Origin of the sequence: Sphingopyxis sp. OAS728 (genome assembly GCF_014873485.1) — a bacterium.
In the GTDB taxonomy this organism is placed as follows: Bacteria; Pseudomonadota; Alphaproteobacteria; order Sphingomonadales; family Sphingomonadaceae; genus Sphingopyxis.
The window spans coordinates 1,086,625-1,099,611 of record NZ_JADBDT010000001.1; the positions used below are offsets into that span (position 1 = coordinate 1,086,625).

General features: G+C 66.3%; 12 protein-coding genes. 5 read left to right on the plus strand and 7 right to left on the minus strand.

Translation table 11 applies throughout. The features are described from left to right. Positions 1–275: 275 nt before the first annotated feature. From GGC65_RS05120 to GGC65_RS05130, 3 genes are read right to left on the minus strand one after another with little or no spacing between them, the layout of a single operon-like run. On the minus strand, positions 276–1,667 hold the full coding sequence (locus tag GGC65_RS05120; protein WP_192646175.1) for an SPOR domain-containing protein: 1,392 nt from the start codon (positions 1,665–1,667) through the stop codon (positions 276–278). Between the two features lie 23 nt (positions 1,668–1,690). Next, positions 1,691–2,401, minus strand: coding sequence for a hypothetical protein (locus GGC65_RS05125; RefSeq protein ID WP_192646176.1), 711 nt, complete (start codon positions 2,399–2,401; stop codon positions 1,691–1,693). 17 nt (positions 2,402–2,418) lie between these two features. Next, positions 2,419–3,141 (minus strand): AAA family ATPase, encoded by a 723-nt coding sequence (locus GGC65_RS05130; RefSeq protein WP_192646177.1) that lies wholly within the window; start codon positions 3,139–3,141, stop codon positions 2,419–2,421. A 257-nt stretch (positions 3,142–3,398) separates the two neighbouring features. Between GGC65_RS05130 and GGC65_RS05135 the strand changes: the two genes are divergently transcribed. Next, positions 3,399–4,667, plus strand: coding sequence for an SPOR domain-containing protein (locus GGC65_RS05135; protein ID WP_225940682.1), 1,269 nt, complete (start codon positions 3,399–3,401; stop codon positions 4,665–4,667). Positions 4,668–4,683: 16 nt separating this feature from the next. Here the strand turns inward: GGC65_RS05135 and GGC65_RS05140 are convergent, their stop codons facing one another. Together GGC65_RS05140 and bla are read right to left on the minus strand one after the other, a co-directional pair. Further along, on the minus strand, positions 4,684–5,772 hold the full coding sequence (locus GGC65_RS05140) for a TonB family protein (protein ID WP_192646178.1): 1,089 nt from the start codon (positions 5,770–5,772) through the stop codon (positions 4,684–4,686). A gap of 95 nt (positions 5,773–5,867) precedes the next feature. Beyond that, entirely contained in the window at positions 5,868–6,773 is a 906-nt protein-coding gene (bla, locus tag GGC65_RS05145; protein WP_192646179.1) for a subclass B3 metallo-beta-lactamase, read from the minus strand. A gap of 190 nt (positions 6,774–6,963) precedes the next feature. Between bla and GGC65_RS05150 the strand changes: the two genes are divergently transcribed. Together GGC65_RS05150 and GGC65_RS05155 are read left to right on the plus strand one after the other, a co-directional pair. Then, positions 6,964–7,836 carry a LysR family transcriptional regulator gene (locus tag GGC65_RS05150; protein WP_192646180.1) on the plus strand — a complete coding sequence of 291 codons (873 nt, stop codon included), beginning with the start codon at positions 6,964–6,966 and terminating at the stop codon, positions 7,834–7,836. 151 nt (positions 7,837–7,987) lie between these two features. Beyond that, on the plus strand, positions 7,988–8,443 hold the full coding sequence (locus GGC65_RS05155) for a nuclear transport factor 2 family protein (protein ID WP_192646181.1): 456 nt from the start codon (positions 7,988–7,990) through the stop codon (positions 8,441–8,443). Positions 8,444–8,639: 196 nt separating this feature from the next. Here the strand turns inward: GGC65_RS05155 and GGC65_RS05160 are convergent, their stop codons facing one another. Both GGC65_RS05160 and serB read right to left on the minus strand, forming a co-directional pair. Continuing rightward, positions 8,640–8,990: a DUF2200 domain-containing protein gene (locus GGC65_RS05160; protein ID WP_192646182.1), complete on the minus strand. Its 351-nt coding sequence runs from the start codon at positions 8,988–8,990 to the stop codon at positions 8,640–8,642. Between the two features lie 316 nt (positions 8,991–9,306). Continuing rightward, on the minus strand, positions 9,307–10,191 hold the full coding sequence (serB, locus tag GGC65_RS05165) for a phosphoserine phosphatase SerB (RefSeq protein ID WP_192646183.1): 885 nt from the start codon (positions 10,189–10,191) through the stop codon (positions 9,307–9,309). On the opposite strand from serB, the gene miaA reads away from it, so the two are divergent. Both miaA and ilvB read left to right on the plus strand, forming a co-directional pair. Further along, positions 10,190–11,152 carry a tRNA (adenosine(37)-N6)-dimethylallyltransferase MiaA gene (gene miaA / locus GGC65_RS05170; RefSeq protein ID WP_192646184.1) on the plus strand — a complete coding sequence of 321 codons (963 nt, stop codon included), beginning with the start codon at positions 10,190–10,192 and terminating at the stop codon, positions 11,150–11,152. The genes serB and miaA overlap by 2 nt on opposite strands. Positions 11,153–11,227: 75 nt before the next feature. Further along, positions 11,228–12,982 carry a biosynthetic-type acetolactate synthase large subunit gene (gene ilvB, locus GGC65_RS05175; RefSeq protein WP_192646185.1) on the plus strand — a complete coding sequence of 585 codons (1,755 nt, stop codon included), beginning with the start codon at positions 11,228–11,230 and terminating at the stop codon, positions 12,980–12,982. The last annotated feature ends 5 nt before the right edge of the window (positions 12,983–12,987 follow it).

Below are 12,987 nucleotides of genomic sequence, written 5' to 3' on the forward strand. Positions count from 1 at the left end.
GCCCACCCCCGACCCCTCCCGCAAGCGGGAGGGGAGATTGCGGCAGTTCCCGGTCGAAAGCAGCCACGTCCTCTTCCCGTTCGTGTCGAGCGAAGTCGAGACACCCATCGACGCAACGCCTAGCCCGAGGGGCATCTCGACTTCGCTCGATGCGAACGGGTTAGGTAGTGGATCGGCCGCAACCGGTCGAAACCCGTCGCAAACCCCATGCATACAAAACATAAAGAGGCGCGGCCCCCCGGCCGCGCCCCTCCCCCTTATCCGGGTTAATTTGTTTAGCGCGAAGCGAGCCGCATCGGGCCGGCTTTCGACGCCCACTGGATCGTCTCGCCGCCGCCCATCGCGCGGACGAAGCAGGTCTGACCCTGCGCTTTCAGCTCGTTGCACAGGCTCGACGCGTCGGCGCGCGTCGCGAGGCCGTTGACCGTCAGGCGATAGAAATTGCGGCCGTTCACCGTCGCGGCGTGGCTCGACGCGGGGAAATTGGCCAGAATGGCGTTGCGCTTTTTCAGGCTGCCCCATTTTTCCTTCGCGATGCCCAGGCTGTCATAGGCGCCGAGCTGAACCGCCCAGCCGGTGGGCTTTTTCGCGTCGAAGCCCATCGCCTTGGGGATCAGCACCGTCGCCAGTTCGATCGCCTGCTTCTGCGCAGGGCGGATACGCCCTTCGCCCGCGACGCGCGGTGCGGCGCGATAGGGCGCGGCATCGGCCAGGATCACTTCGCCCGCTCGTTTCGGCTGCGGCAATTCGGTGACCGGCACGACACCATCGACGCCGCGTTCGGGCATCGGCAGCTCGACGCTGCGGATCGTGCTCGAAGCATCCGCCATGACGGGCGGCGGCGGCGCAAAAGCCGCGACCGGCGCCGGATCGGCGCTGGCGAGTTCTACCGCGGGTTCGGCGGCGGCCATCTGCGTGTCGCCGAAATTGCTAAGCGCGAGGCGCACCGGCATGCCGGCATCCTGCTGCGCCGCCGTGCCGATCAGGCTCGCGATGCGGACCTGCGCGTTCGGCTGCGCGGCCAGCTTCGACCATTCGGCCATCCGCCCTTCGAGCTTGGCCGCCGACAGATCCTGCGACGCGATGATTCGCGCCTGCGCCCAGCGGTCCGACAAGGCGAGCGCCAGCGCAAAATTCTGCCGCGTCCGGGCGTCGGCGCCCTTGGCGCGTGCCGCTTCGTTCAGCACATAGATCGACCCTTCGGCATCGCCCGCGAGCGCGAGGGCCAGCCCCAGGTCCGATGCCGGCACCGTATCGCGATGCTCGGTGAGCAGCGCGATGGCCTGCTGGTTCTTGCCCTGCGCGATCTGCGCCAGCGTCAGCGACAGGATCGTGTTGCTGTCTGCCGCGCCGAGTTCCATCGCCTCGGTCAGCGCCGAGGTCGCCGACGCAAAGCGGCCGTTGTTGAGATAGGCCTGACCCAGCAACGCACGATAGCCGGCGTCGCGCGGGCTGCCCGCCACCGCGGCTTCGGCCAGGCTGACGGCCTTGCTCGGCTTGCCTGCTTCCAGCGCGACGCGCGCGTCGCTCGCCGATTTAGCGGCGACCGCCGGCTTGCCCGCGGCGCGCGACGGCGCATCGGCCATCTTGCCCATGCCGCTGCATCCCGTGGCGGCGCCCAGGACAAAGCCCGAAACAGCCAGTTTCATCAGCATCTTGCGGTTCATGTCTGGGTCCCCCTCTTATGCTTTCAGCGCTGCGTGCGGCGCATCGGGCGCGCGGCGGGCAAACGGCTCGCCATCGCGTCGATTTCGGGCAGCGACGACAGATATTCGTCGAGCAGATCGGTCAGGATCACCTGCGACGACCGGTTCGTCACCGCACTCGCAAGGCGCAAGCGCAGATGGCGCTCGGCGTCGAGACGCAATGTGAACGCCGCCTTTTCGCGGGCGCGGAGGACGCGCGGCGCCTTTTCCTTCTTCGGCGCCGGTTCGGGTCGCGCTTCGACCTTGCGCGCCACCGCGGCGACGCGCTCGATCAGCGATTCCTGCTGGCGGACGATTTCCGGAACTTCGGGTGCTTCGGCCCCAAACTGCTCCGGACCAGACTGGTCGGCGCCATAATCGTCGTTCAGCCCGGCGCGTTCGGCGGCGAACTCGGCGCCATATTCGGGCACGAGCTCATGACCGGCGCTGTCGTCGACCGCATGTTCGGCCTCGACATTGTGCGCCAGCACCGATCCGGTGAGAAGCGGCTTCAGATCGACCAGCCGCGCGGGTTCGGCCGACTGGTCGGGATCGACATCATAGCCCATGTCGTTCCAGCCGAGATCGTCATAGCCCATGCTGTTCATGGTTGCGGGGCCGCTGCCGAGCGGCTGGCGGCGCATGGCGGGACGCGCTCCGCCCTTGCGGGCAAGGAGGCCGGCGCTCAGCGATGCGAGAGGTTTTGGTTCGCCCATGGTTCCCGAGCTCCCCTTCACTGGCCAGCGACGCGGCGGCCGAAGCCACCACCCATCGGGCGAACCGCACCATAATTCCCCTGTGTCGGGGCAGGCGCGGCAAATACGGTCCGGCGGAAATTCTTTTCGAGGCGATCGTTCATATAAGTCCACAACTGGCGGATTTCGTCGGCGGAGCGCCCGTTGGGGTCGACTTCCATCACGGTGCGGCCGTCGATCATCGACGCCGCATAATCGGTACGGTGGTGCAACGTGACCGGCGCGACCGTGCCGTGCTGCGACAGCGCGACAGCGGCCTCGCTGGTGATTTTCGCTTTGGGAGTCGCCGCGTTGACGACGAATACCAGCGGCTTGCCGGCGCGTTCGCACAGGTCGACGGTGGCGCCGACGGCGCGCAGGTCGTGCGGGCTTGGGCGGGTCGGGACGACGATCAGTTCGGCGACCGAAATCACGCTCTGGATCGCCATGGTGATCGCCGGCGGCGTATCGATGACCGCCAGCTTAAAGCCCTGTTGGCGCAGGATTTCGAGGTCGGATGCCAACCGGGCGACCGTGGTCTGGGCGAACGCCGGAAGGTCGGTCTCGCGCTCGTTCCACCAGTCGGCGAGCGAGCCCTGCGGATCGATGTCGATCAGAACGACGGGGCCGGCGCCCGCAAGCTGCGCCTGCACCGCCAGGTGCCCCGACAGCGTGGTCTTGCCCGACCCGCCTTTCTGTGAAGCCAATGCCAATACGCGCACTGCGTTTACCCCCTCGGAAATCCAAAATCCGGCGAAGGGATGCCATGCGGGGCGCTAAAATTGGGTTAACGATGATAAAAAGAGGGTAAACGATTTCCGCATCTTGATGGTAAACGAAACCCCAAGGTCGACTTGTCCCATAACGGATCAAATTCGGCACACCCTATTTTGTCGCTAACGCCGTGTTAGCCTATTGGCGCTATAAAGCATGTGGGGACTGCAGCCGCTCGGTGCGGCGCAAGTCATTGGAGAATAAGATGCGTTCATTCCGCACCGCCGCCCTGCTGGCCTTGCCGCTGGCGATGGCCTCGATGCTGGCGGCGCCGGCCCATGCCGACGTCAAGGATGGCGTTGATGCGTGGCAGGCCGGCAATTACCAGGCGGCGGTCGCCGAATGGCGGCCACTCGCGCTCGCGGGCGATGCCGACGCGCAATTCAATCTGGGGCAAGCCTATAAGCTCGGCCGCGGCGTTCCCGCCGATCTGGCGCAGGCCGAGGCCTGGTATCGCCGCGCCGCGAAACAGGGGCATTTGCAGGCGGAGGATAATCTCGGCCTCGTACTCTTCACCGCGAACCGCCGGCAGGAGGCGATGCCCTTCATCATCAATTCGGCCGCGCGCGGCGAACCGCGCGCGCAATATGTCCTCGGCACCGCGCACTTCAACGGCGATCTCGCGGCAGAGGACTGGCCGCGCGCCTATGCGCTGACCAAGCGCGCGAGCGACGCCGGGCTCGACATCGCGTCGGCGCGGCTTGCGCAGCTCGACAGCCTGATCCCGCTCGACCAGCGCCGCCGCGGGCTCGCGATGATTCCCGAAATCGAACGCAGCGAACAGCAGGCGCGCCTCGCCGCGGTGAACGCCGCCGCGCCCCCCGCCCCCAAGCCCGCACCGGCATCGCCGGTGAAGGTCGCCAGCCTGCCCGCCTCGACCCCCGGCACCAGCTACACGCCGCCGCCGGTGATCGGTACGCCGGCGCCCGCCGCCGTTCGCCCGTCGGCGGTGCCCGAACCGATCCGCAGCGTCGCGGTGCCATCCTCGCCCGTCGCCAGCGCCGCCGCCGCTGCCGCCGCCGAAGCGACCGCCAACGCCGTCGCCGCGACCGGCCAGGCGGGCACGACCCCCGGCACGACCTACGCCGCGCCGCCCGAAAGCGGAAAACTGCCGCCCAAGCCCGAGCCGGCAAAACCCGCGGCTGCCAAGCCCGCCGCGGAAAAACCCGCGCCCGCCAAGGCCGCCCCCGTCGCCACCGCAGCGGCCACGCCGGCGCCGGTCCGGGTCCACAGCGGCACCGCCAGCCCCTGGCGCGCGCAACTCGGCGCCTTCGGGGTCGAGGCGAACGCCCGCAATCTCTGGGCTTCGCTCGAAAAGAAGAATCCCGCCTTCGCCGGCCGCACGCCCTATCTGGTCAAGAGCGGCAAGCTCACCCGCCTCCAGGCCGGCGGCTTTGCGAACAAGGGCGAAGCCGAAAGCTTCTGTGCCGCCGCAAGCAAGGGCGGGCAAGCTTGCATGGTCGTCGACAAATAAACAGGCGGAGCCGCGCTCAGTCGGTCGTGGCACCCTCTTCGTCGACGGCGAAATCGTCGGTTGGCATCATGAAGTTGACCGTTTTGACGCAGCCCGACGCGCCCTGCGGCGAGGGGACGACGCGAGCGCTGCGCACGATGAAGGTCGCCTGCTGGCCGAAATCGGCCGACGGCTGCGCGTCCAGCACCTTCACATTGCCGATCTCGCCCCACGGCGCGACGTCGAACGAAACGATCGCCCACCCCTCAATCGCGCGCTTGCGATAGGCGGGCGGGTAATAGGTGCTCGGCCGGGTCGTCCATTCGATCTTCGTCGGACAGACGGCGTCCGCCGGGCGCATCTGCTCCTCAGCGGGCCGCTTGGGTGGGGCGAGCTTTGCCGCGGCGCGCCAATAGGGATAGAGGCACCCCGTCCGCGCACCGCGGGTAAAGCGTGAAGCCTGCACCGCCTCCACCGCCGCGGCGTCGAGTTCGGCATTGCCTGTGCTGTGCGCGACCCGTGCGTTGATCGGCCGACCCGTATCGTCGGTATCATACCCAACCAGCGACCAGTCGCGACTGCCCGGCGTCGGCGTCACCTTCGAAAAATCGGGATAGCCGCGCATCAGTGTCCCCGGGCGCGGCGTGTCGCGGCAATCGCCGACGACGCCAAAGCGGTCCCACCCCGCCTGCGGCAGTTTCGGACCGGTGGGGTGGATCGAATAGGCGACCAGATCGGCGATCGGCGCGCTCGGTAGCGGAGCGATTTTCGGCGTATAGATTATTTCGCAATTCTCGCGCTTCGGTCCTGCGGGAAAGCGGCTCGCTGCCAGCGAGGGGCCAATATCCTGCCCAAAAGGATGCCCGTCACTATTGTCGCGAACGATAGAGCGCGTCCGCCCTGTCGCATCGATCGCAAAGCGATAGGTCGTCGCCCTCAACCGTTGCGGATCCATTGTCGCCAATTCGGCTGCGGGGTGCTGCATCGCCTCACCCTGAATCGCGGCCCCGTCGCAGCGCACCTCGCCCACACTCCACGACAGCATCTGCGGCGATGGCGCCCCTCCGGGCGGCGCCGGCGGAACCCACACGGCCGACGCCGCCGTGGACAGAAGGAGCGCGCTCAAACCCGGTATCGCCATATGAAAGACCCCGCAATTTCGAGGCGCAGACTAACGCCTTTGCGGGGCCTCACAAGATTGAAAAATAACAATATTGGGGGCTATTTTCCCGCACGCTCTTCGGAAAGCCTCGTCTCCAGCTTCTTGCGCGAGCGGTCGACATAGGCGCGGCACGCGCCCGGCTTATCGTTAAACCGCCCCGTCCCCGCATTGTCGGGATGCGCCGAAATCAGTACATCGCACGGCGTCGCGTCCATCTTGCGATAGCTTTGCTCGAAACCCTTGACGATCGGTGCGCCGGCCTTCGAGGTAAAGCGATAGCCGTCCGCCGACACCGGGTTGAGGCTCGACGCAAAGACAATCGTCTTGCACGCTGTGCCCTCGCATGCCTGCCAGCGCCAGCTCATGCTCCCCATCGTGTGTCCCGGCGTCGCGACCGCGGTGATTGCCGTCTTGCCCAGCTTCAGCACCTCGCCGTCCTTGACGACGCGCAGCCGCGTGACCGCCGGCCAGCTCCCGCCATAGCCGAGCTGCGGGTCGTCCTTCGCATGGCGCCCCGACCGCAGCCCCTCGGCGCCGCGCGCGCTCGCGACCACCGTCGCGCCGGTATCGCGCGCCAGCGCGGCGAGCCCGCCGGCATGGTCCCAATGCGGCTCGGTGCTCAGAATAAATTTGATGTCTTTGGGGTCGAAGCCGAGCGTGCGGACATTGGCGAGGATCGCGGGCGCCGCCTGCGGCAGCGCGCCATCGACCAGCACCAGACCGTCGCCGGTGTCGATCAGCGCGACGCTGAGTCCGCCAAAGCCGACCAGATAGCTGTTCCCGAAGAGCTTCTCCGGCGGCAGCGGCGCCAGCCATTCCTTGGCACGCTCGACCGCCAGCGGCCGCGTCAGCGGGTCGTCTGCCACCGCCCCCGCAACCACCTGCGCGTTCGTCTCGTCAACGAGGGGCAGCGGCACATGGCTCACCCCGGCCAGCCAGGCGGCAATCGTCATCATCGCAATCATCTTCGTCTCCCTTCCCCGCCGGGATGCCAATCGCCGCGCACGGCGACAAAGCATCATTTCTCGACAAAGCCATGAGAATTTCTCATATTCTTCGTCACCCGGACTTGATCCGGGATCCATTTTTCGACGTTGCGTCAGTGGACCCCGGATCAAGTCCGGGGTGACGAGGCATGATAGGTAAAGCGTATCCATGGACCGCGCCCAGCTCCCGCTCAACGCCCTCCGCGCCTTCGAAGCCGCCGCGCGCCACCTCAATTTCACCCGCGCCGCGATCGAGCTTTGCGTCAGCCAGGGCGCGGTCAGCCATCAGGTCGCGCAGCTCGAACGCCGCCTCGGCACGCGCCTTTTCCACCGCCTGCCGCGCGGCCTCGCGCTCACCGACGAGGGGCACGCGCTTGTCCCCGTACTCGCCGAGGCGTTCGACCGCGTCGCCGCGACGCTCGACCAATATACGGGCGGTCGCTTTCGCGAGGCGCTCAAGGTCGGCGTCGTCGGCACCTTCGCGACCGGCTGGCTGCTCCCACGCCTCGACGCGTTCGCGCGCGCCCACCCGTCGATCGACCTGCGCATCTCGACGAACAACAACCGCGTCGACCTCGCGGGCGAGGCGCTCGACTATGCGATCCGCTTCGGCGACGGCGCGTGGCACGGCACCCATGCCGAGCCGCTCCTCGCGGCGCCGATGGCGCCGATCTGCGCTCCCGCGATCGCTGCGCGTCTCAAGACCCCCGCCGATCTGGTCCACGAACGCCTGCTGCGCTCGTACCGCGCCGACGAATGGGCACTCTGGTTCGCCGCCGCCGGCGTCCCCGTCCCGGTGCTCCGCGGCCCCGTCTTCGACAGCTCGGCGCTGATGGCGACCGCCGCTGCCGCGGGTCAGGGCATCGCGCTCGCGCCGCCCACGATGTTCACCCGCGAACTCGCCGCCGAACTGCTCGTCCAGCCCTTCGCGCTCACGATCGACGCCGGCCGCTACTGGCTCACCCGCCTGATGTCGCGCCCCGAAAGCGACGCGATGCAGCGCTTTCGGAGCTGGCTGACCGACGAGATCACCGCGGTATAAGCAGCAGGAAATAGACCATAGTCTACAGAAGCCCGTCATCCCGGACTTGATCCGGGATCCATTTTTCCATGCTTAGTGTTGACATCGTAAACATTATTCCTATCTGGACACCCTCAATGTTAACGTCGTCAACTTAAGCAGGAGAAATATCATGTACCACGCTATCGTCCGCCATCAGGTCCGCAAGATTTTCGACGGCCTCAGCCGCGGCGATTGGGAGTCCGCGCTCGCCGGCATGGCCGACCGGTTCGAACATATTTTCCCCGGCGACCATGCCCTCGGCGGCACCCGCCACACCAAGGCTGGCCTCCGAGCATGGTTCCAGCGCCTGTTCACCGTCCACCCCGTCCTCAAATTCGAGATCAAGCATATCGCATCGAGCGGCACGCCGTGGGACACGACCGCGGTGATCGAATGGCGCGACCGCGCGGTGATGGCCGACGGCGACACCTCTTACGTCAACGACGGCGTCCACATCATCCGCCTCCGCTGGGGCAAGATCGTCAGCCTGCACCCCTATCTCGACACGGCGAAATATGCGGCGGCGCTGAAGCGGCTTGCAGATACGGGTTTTGCCGAAGCTGGCGCTGCGCCGATCGAGGATTAAGGGCTGCATTGGGGTGGGGAGCGGCCGTTGCAGGAGCGAGCTGATTTCTCCTCCCGTCTGCGGGAGGGGCAGCGAGGCTTGCCAGCTTGCTGGCTAGCCGCAGCGGGGTGGGTCATCGCAACGTTGCTGCCCACCCCCGACCCCTCCCGCAAGCGGGAGGGGAGAAGAAACGTCGCCTACCGATCGAAACCCGCCGTCACCCGCGCAAGATCTTCTCCATCTTCTTGCCCCTCGCCAATTCGTCGATCAGCTTGTCCATATAACGCAGCTCGCGCATCAACGGCTCTTCGATATTCTCAACGCGGATGCCGCAAATCACCCCGGTGATCAGCTCGCGCGCCGGATTGAGCTTCGGCGCCGCCGCAAAGAAATCCTCGAAATTCGTTCCCTTCGCCAACTCGCTCTCCAGCGCCGCCTGACTATACCCCGTCAGCCAACGAATAATCTCGTCGACCTCGGCCTTGGTCCGCCCCTTCTTCTCGGCCTTGGTGATATAATGCGGGTAAACGCTCGCGACGCTGATCGAATAGATGCGGTGCTTGGTCATCCGTACCTCACTCGTTATGCGCCACGGCAACGCTATCGCACGACGCAAGGTTGTCGATCGACTTCATCGCAAGCCGGAAAGGTGAAGTCGGCATAAAAAGCGCCTGCGCAAAGGATGGCGCACAGCGGCGCCAGTAGCAGCCATGGCGCCAAATGAAACCAGAACAGCCCCGCCCGCTTATCGCGACTTATCGGGGCCCTTCCTGACCACATCCGGAAAAAGCTGGTGGGCTGAGCGTCGCCCGAGCGCAAGCTTTTCCAGACTGCCAGAGACGCGACCCAAGCTGCCACGGCCAGAACGATCGCGACAACGATCATCACCCCAGCACCCAGCTCCGCCGCGAATAACCCTGCGCCCACAAAAGCGCCGTCAGATCGTGATGCCGGATCACCGCCGCCGCGGCTTCGCCCGCCGACGGATGCGGATAATAGCCGATCCCCAGCCCGGCGCTCGTGATCATCGGAATATCGTTCGCGCCGTCGCCGACCGCCAGCGTCTCGGCGAGCGGCAGGCCATGCTTTGCCGCCTCGGCCTTCAGCGTTTCCAATTTCGTGGCGCTGTCGACGATCGGCTCGCGCACCGTGCCGGTCAGCTTGCCGCCTGCAATCTCCAGTTCGTTCGCGATCACCTTGTCGAACCCGATCGCCTCGCCCACCGGCCCGGCAAAGGCGGTAAAGCCACCGGACACCAGCACCGTATAGGCGCCGTGCGCCTTCATCGTCTGCACCAAGGTCCGCGCGCCGCGTGTCAGCTTCACGCGTTCCATCCGGCACTCAACCAAAGTCGATTCCGGCATGCCCGCGAGCAGCCCGACGCGCTCTTCCAGCGCGGCGCGGAAATCGAGTTCGCCCTTCATCGCGCGTTCGGTGATCGCCGCAATCTGCGGCTTCAGCCCGGCATAATCGGCCAGCTCGTCGATGCACTCGACGGTAATCATCGTCGAATCCATGTCGGCGATAAACAATTTCTTCGTCCGGTCGCCCAGCGGCTGCACGACGATGTCGAGCGAGCCATGGTCCATGAGCGCCAGTTCCTTGCGCGCGCTCACCAGGCTGCCGTGAAAGACGATATCCGCCGCGTCATGCTCGTCGATCCAGTGCGGGGCGCCGACATCGTGCCCCGTCGCCGCAAGCCGGTCGATCCCCTCGCGAACCACCTCGTCGGTCAGCTTTCCTGCTGCTATCAGCGTCGCGACGAACATGGCATCTCCTTTTATCTCGACCGCCAATGCGCGGCTGCCCGTGGCACTTATCGCCGGACCCACCGCCAGCGGCAAGAGCGCTTTGGCGGTCGCGCTCGCAAAAACGCTCAAAAACGGGATCGTCGTCAACGCCGACGCGAGCCAGGTCTATGCCGACCTCGCCATCCTCTCGGCCCGCCCGTCCGAAGACGAGATGGAGGGCGTGCCCCATCGTCTTTTCGGGCACATCGACGCCGCCGACGCCCATAACGCAGTACGCTGGGCGGAAGAGGCGCGTGCCGTGATCGCCGAAGCGCACGCAGCGGGGCAAATCCCGATCCTCGTCGGCGGCACCGGCCTCCACATGCGCACGCTGCTCAACGGTATCGCGCCGGTGCCCGAGATCGACCCCGGCATCCGCGAGGCGGTCCGCGCGCTCCCCGTGGCCGACGCGCACGCCGCACTCGCCGCGGCCGACGCGGCGGCCGCCGCGCGCCTGAACCCCGCCGACACCACGCGCGTCGCGCGCGCGCTCGAGGTCGTGCGCTCGACCGGCCGCACCCTCGCCGACTGGCAGCAAGCCATCGCGGGCGGGATCGCGGACGAAATCACCCTCGCCCCGCTGATCCTCCTGCCCCCGCGCGACTGGCTACGCGATCGCTGCGACGACCGCCTCGTCCAGATGTTCGACCGCGGAGCAGTCGAAGAAGCCGAAGCCCTGCTCGCGCGCGGCCTGAACCCCGATCTCCCCGCGATGCGCGCGATCGGCGTTCCCCAGATCGCGAGCTACCTTCGCGGCGACATCAGCCGCGCCGAAGCGCTCGAACAGACGCAGGCGGCGACCCGCCAATATGCAAAGCGCCAATATACGTGGTTCCGCAACCAGCCGCCCGGCGAATGGGCACGCCACACAAAATCACTAAACATCGATTCTATCAAGGAATTAGCAATAATATTACGTGATAAGCTGTTGACAGGATAGAATCATACACCTATTGCCCGCACCCTGTTGCAGCGCACAAGCGCTGCCCTTTTTGTATTTGGAAGGAGTTTCGTCGTGACGGAAATGAGTGGTGCCGACATGGTGGTTCAGGCGCTGGTCGACCTCGGGGTCGACACGGTGTTCGGCTATCCGGGCGGCGCGGTCCTTCCCATCTATGACGCGCTCTTCAACCATCCCTCGATCAAGCACATCCTCGTCCGCCACGAACAGGCGGCGACGCACGCGGCCGAGGGCTATGCGCGCTCGACGGGCAAGCCCGGCGTCGTGCTGGTCACCTCGGGCCCCGGCGCGACCAATGCCGTCACCGGCATCACCGACGCGCTGCTCGACTCGATCCCGATGGTCGTGCTCACCGGTCAGGTGTCGACCGCGCTGATCGGCACCGACGCCTTCCAGGAATGCGATACCGTCGGCATCACGCGCCACTGCACCAAGCATAATTATCTGGTGATGGACCCCGATCGTCTCGGCCCGATCATGCACGAGGCGTTCCATATCGCGACGCACGGCCGCCCCGGCCCCGTCGTGATCGACATCCCCAAAAATGTGCAGGTCGCGACCGGCGAATATGTGGTGCCCGAAAAGATCGCGCACAAAAGCTATCGCCCGCAGGTCGAACCCGACGCCGACGCAATTGCTGAGGCCGTAGCGATGATCGCCGCGGCCGAGCGCCCGGTCTTCTACACCGGCGGCGGCGTGATCAACGCCGGCCCCGATGCGAGTGCGGCGCTGCGCCAGCTCGTCGCGCTCACCGGTGCGCCGATCACCTCGACCCTGATGGGCCTCGGCGCCTTCCCGTCGGACGACGGTAAATGGCTCGGCATGCTCGGCATGCACGGCACCTATGAAGCGAACATGGCGATGAACCGCGCCGACCTGATCATCGCGGTCGGCGCGCGCTTCGACGACCGCGTGACGGGCCGTCTCGACGCCTTCTCGCCGGACTCGAAGAAAATCCACATCGATATCGACCGCAGCTCGATCAACAAGATCGTCCCCGTCGACCTCGCGATCGTCGGCGACGCCGGGCGCGCTCTCGATGCGATCATCGCGGGTTGGCAGGCAGCGGGCCACAACGGCCGCGACCTTGGCGAATGGTGGCGCCGCGTCGACGGCTGGCGCGCGACGCGCTGCCTCGACTTCCCCGAAAAGAAGGAAGCCGACGCCGACATCATGCCGCAACGCGCGGTGAAGGCTTTGTTCGACGCGACGCGCGGGCTCGACCCGATCATCACGACCGAGGTCGGCCAGCACCAGATGTGGGCCGCGCAGCATTTCGGCTTTTCGGCGCCCAACCGCTGGCTCACCAGCGGCGGCCTCGGCACGATGGGCTATGGCTTCCCCGCCTCGGTCGGTGCGCAGATCGCGCACCCCGACCGCCTCGTCATCTGCATCGCGGGCGAAGCCAGCCTGCAGATGAATATCCAGGAAATGGGCACGGTCAGCCAGTATCGCTTGCCGGTGAAGATCTTCATCCTCAACAATGAATGGATGGGGATGGTCCGCCAGTGGCAGGAACTCACCTATGAAAGCCGTTATTCGAACAGCTATTCGGACAGCCTGCCCGATTTCGTGAAGCTCGCCGACGCCTATGGCTGGACGGGCCTGCGCATCGACAACCTCGGCCAGCTCGAGGATGGCATCAAGAAGATGATCGAGACCCCGGGCCCGGTGATCGTCGACTGCCGCGTCGCGCAGCTCGCGAACTGCTTCCCGATGATCCCCTCGGGCGCCGCGCACACCGAAATGCTTCTCCAGCCGAGCGACGTGACCGGCACGATGGACGACGAAGCGAAAGCACTGGTCTAAAACAT

What these genes read in the sequence shown, in the direction of transcription:
- GGC65_RS05120 (WP_192646175.1), bottom strand. Translation starts at nt 1,667, where the DNA reads ATGAACCGCAAGATGCTGATGAAACTGGCTGTTTCGGGCTTTGTCCTG.
- GGC65_RS05125 (WP_192646176.1), bottom strand. Translation starts at nt 2,401, where the DNA reads ATGGGCGAACCAAAACCTCTCGCATCGCTGAGCGCCGGCCTCCTTGCC.
- GGC65_RS05135 (WP_225940682.1), top strand. Translation starts at nt 3,399, where the DNA reads ATGCGTTCATTCCGCACCGCCGCCCTGCTGGCCTTGCCGCTGGCGATG.
- bla (WP_192646179.1), bottom strand. Translation starts at nt 6,773, where the DNA reads ATGATTGCGATGATGACGATTGCCGCCTGGCTGGCCGGGGTGAGCCAT.
- GGC65_RS05150 (WP_192646180.1), top strand. Translation starts at nt 6,964, where the DNA reads ATGGACCGCGCCCAGCTCCCGCTCAACGCCCTCCGCGCCTTCGAAGCC.
- GGC65_RS05155 (WP_192646181.1), top strand. Translation starts at nt 7,988, where the DNA reads ATGTACCACGCTATCGTCCGCCATCAGGTCCGCAAGATTTTCGACGGC.
- GGC65_RS05160 (WP_192646182.1), bottom strand. Translation starts at nt 8,990, where the DNA reads ATGACCAAGCACCGCATCTATTCGATCAGCGTCGCGAGCGTTTACCCG.
- miaA (WP_192646184.1), top strand. Translation starts at nt 10,190, where the DNA reads ATGGCATCTCCTTTTATCTCGACCGCCAATGCGCGGCTGCCCGTGGCA.
- serB (WP_192646183.1), bottom strand. Translation starts at nt 10,191, where the DNA reads ATGTTCGTCGCGACGCTGATAGCAGCAGGAAAGCTGACCGACGAGGTG.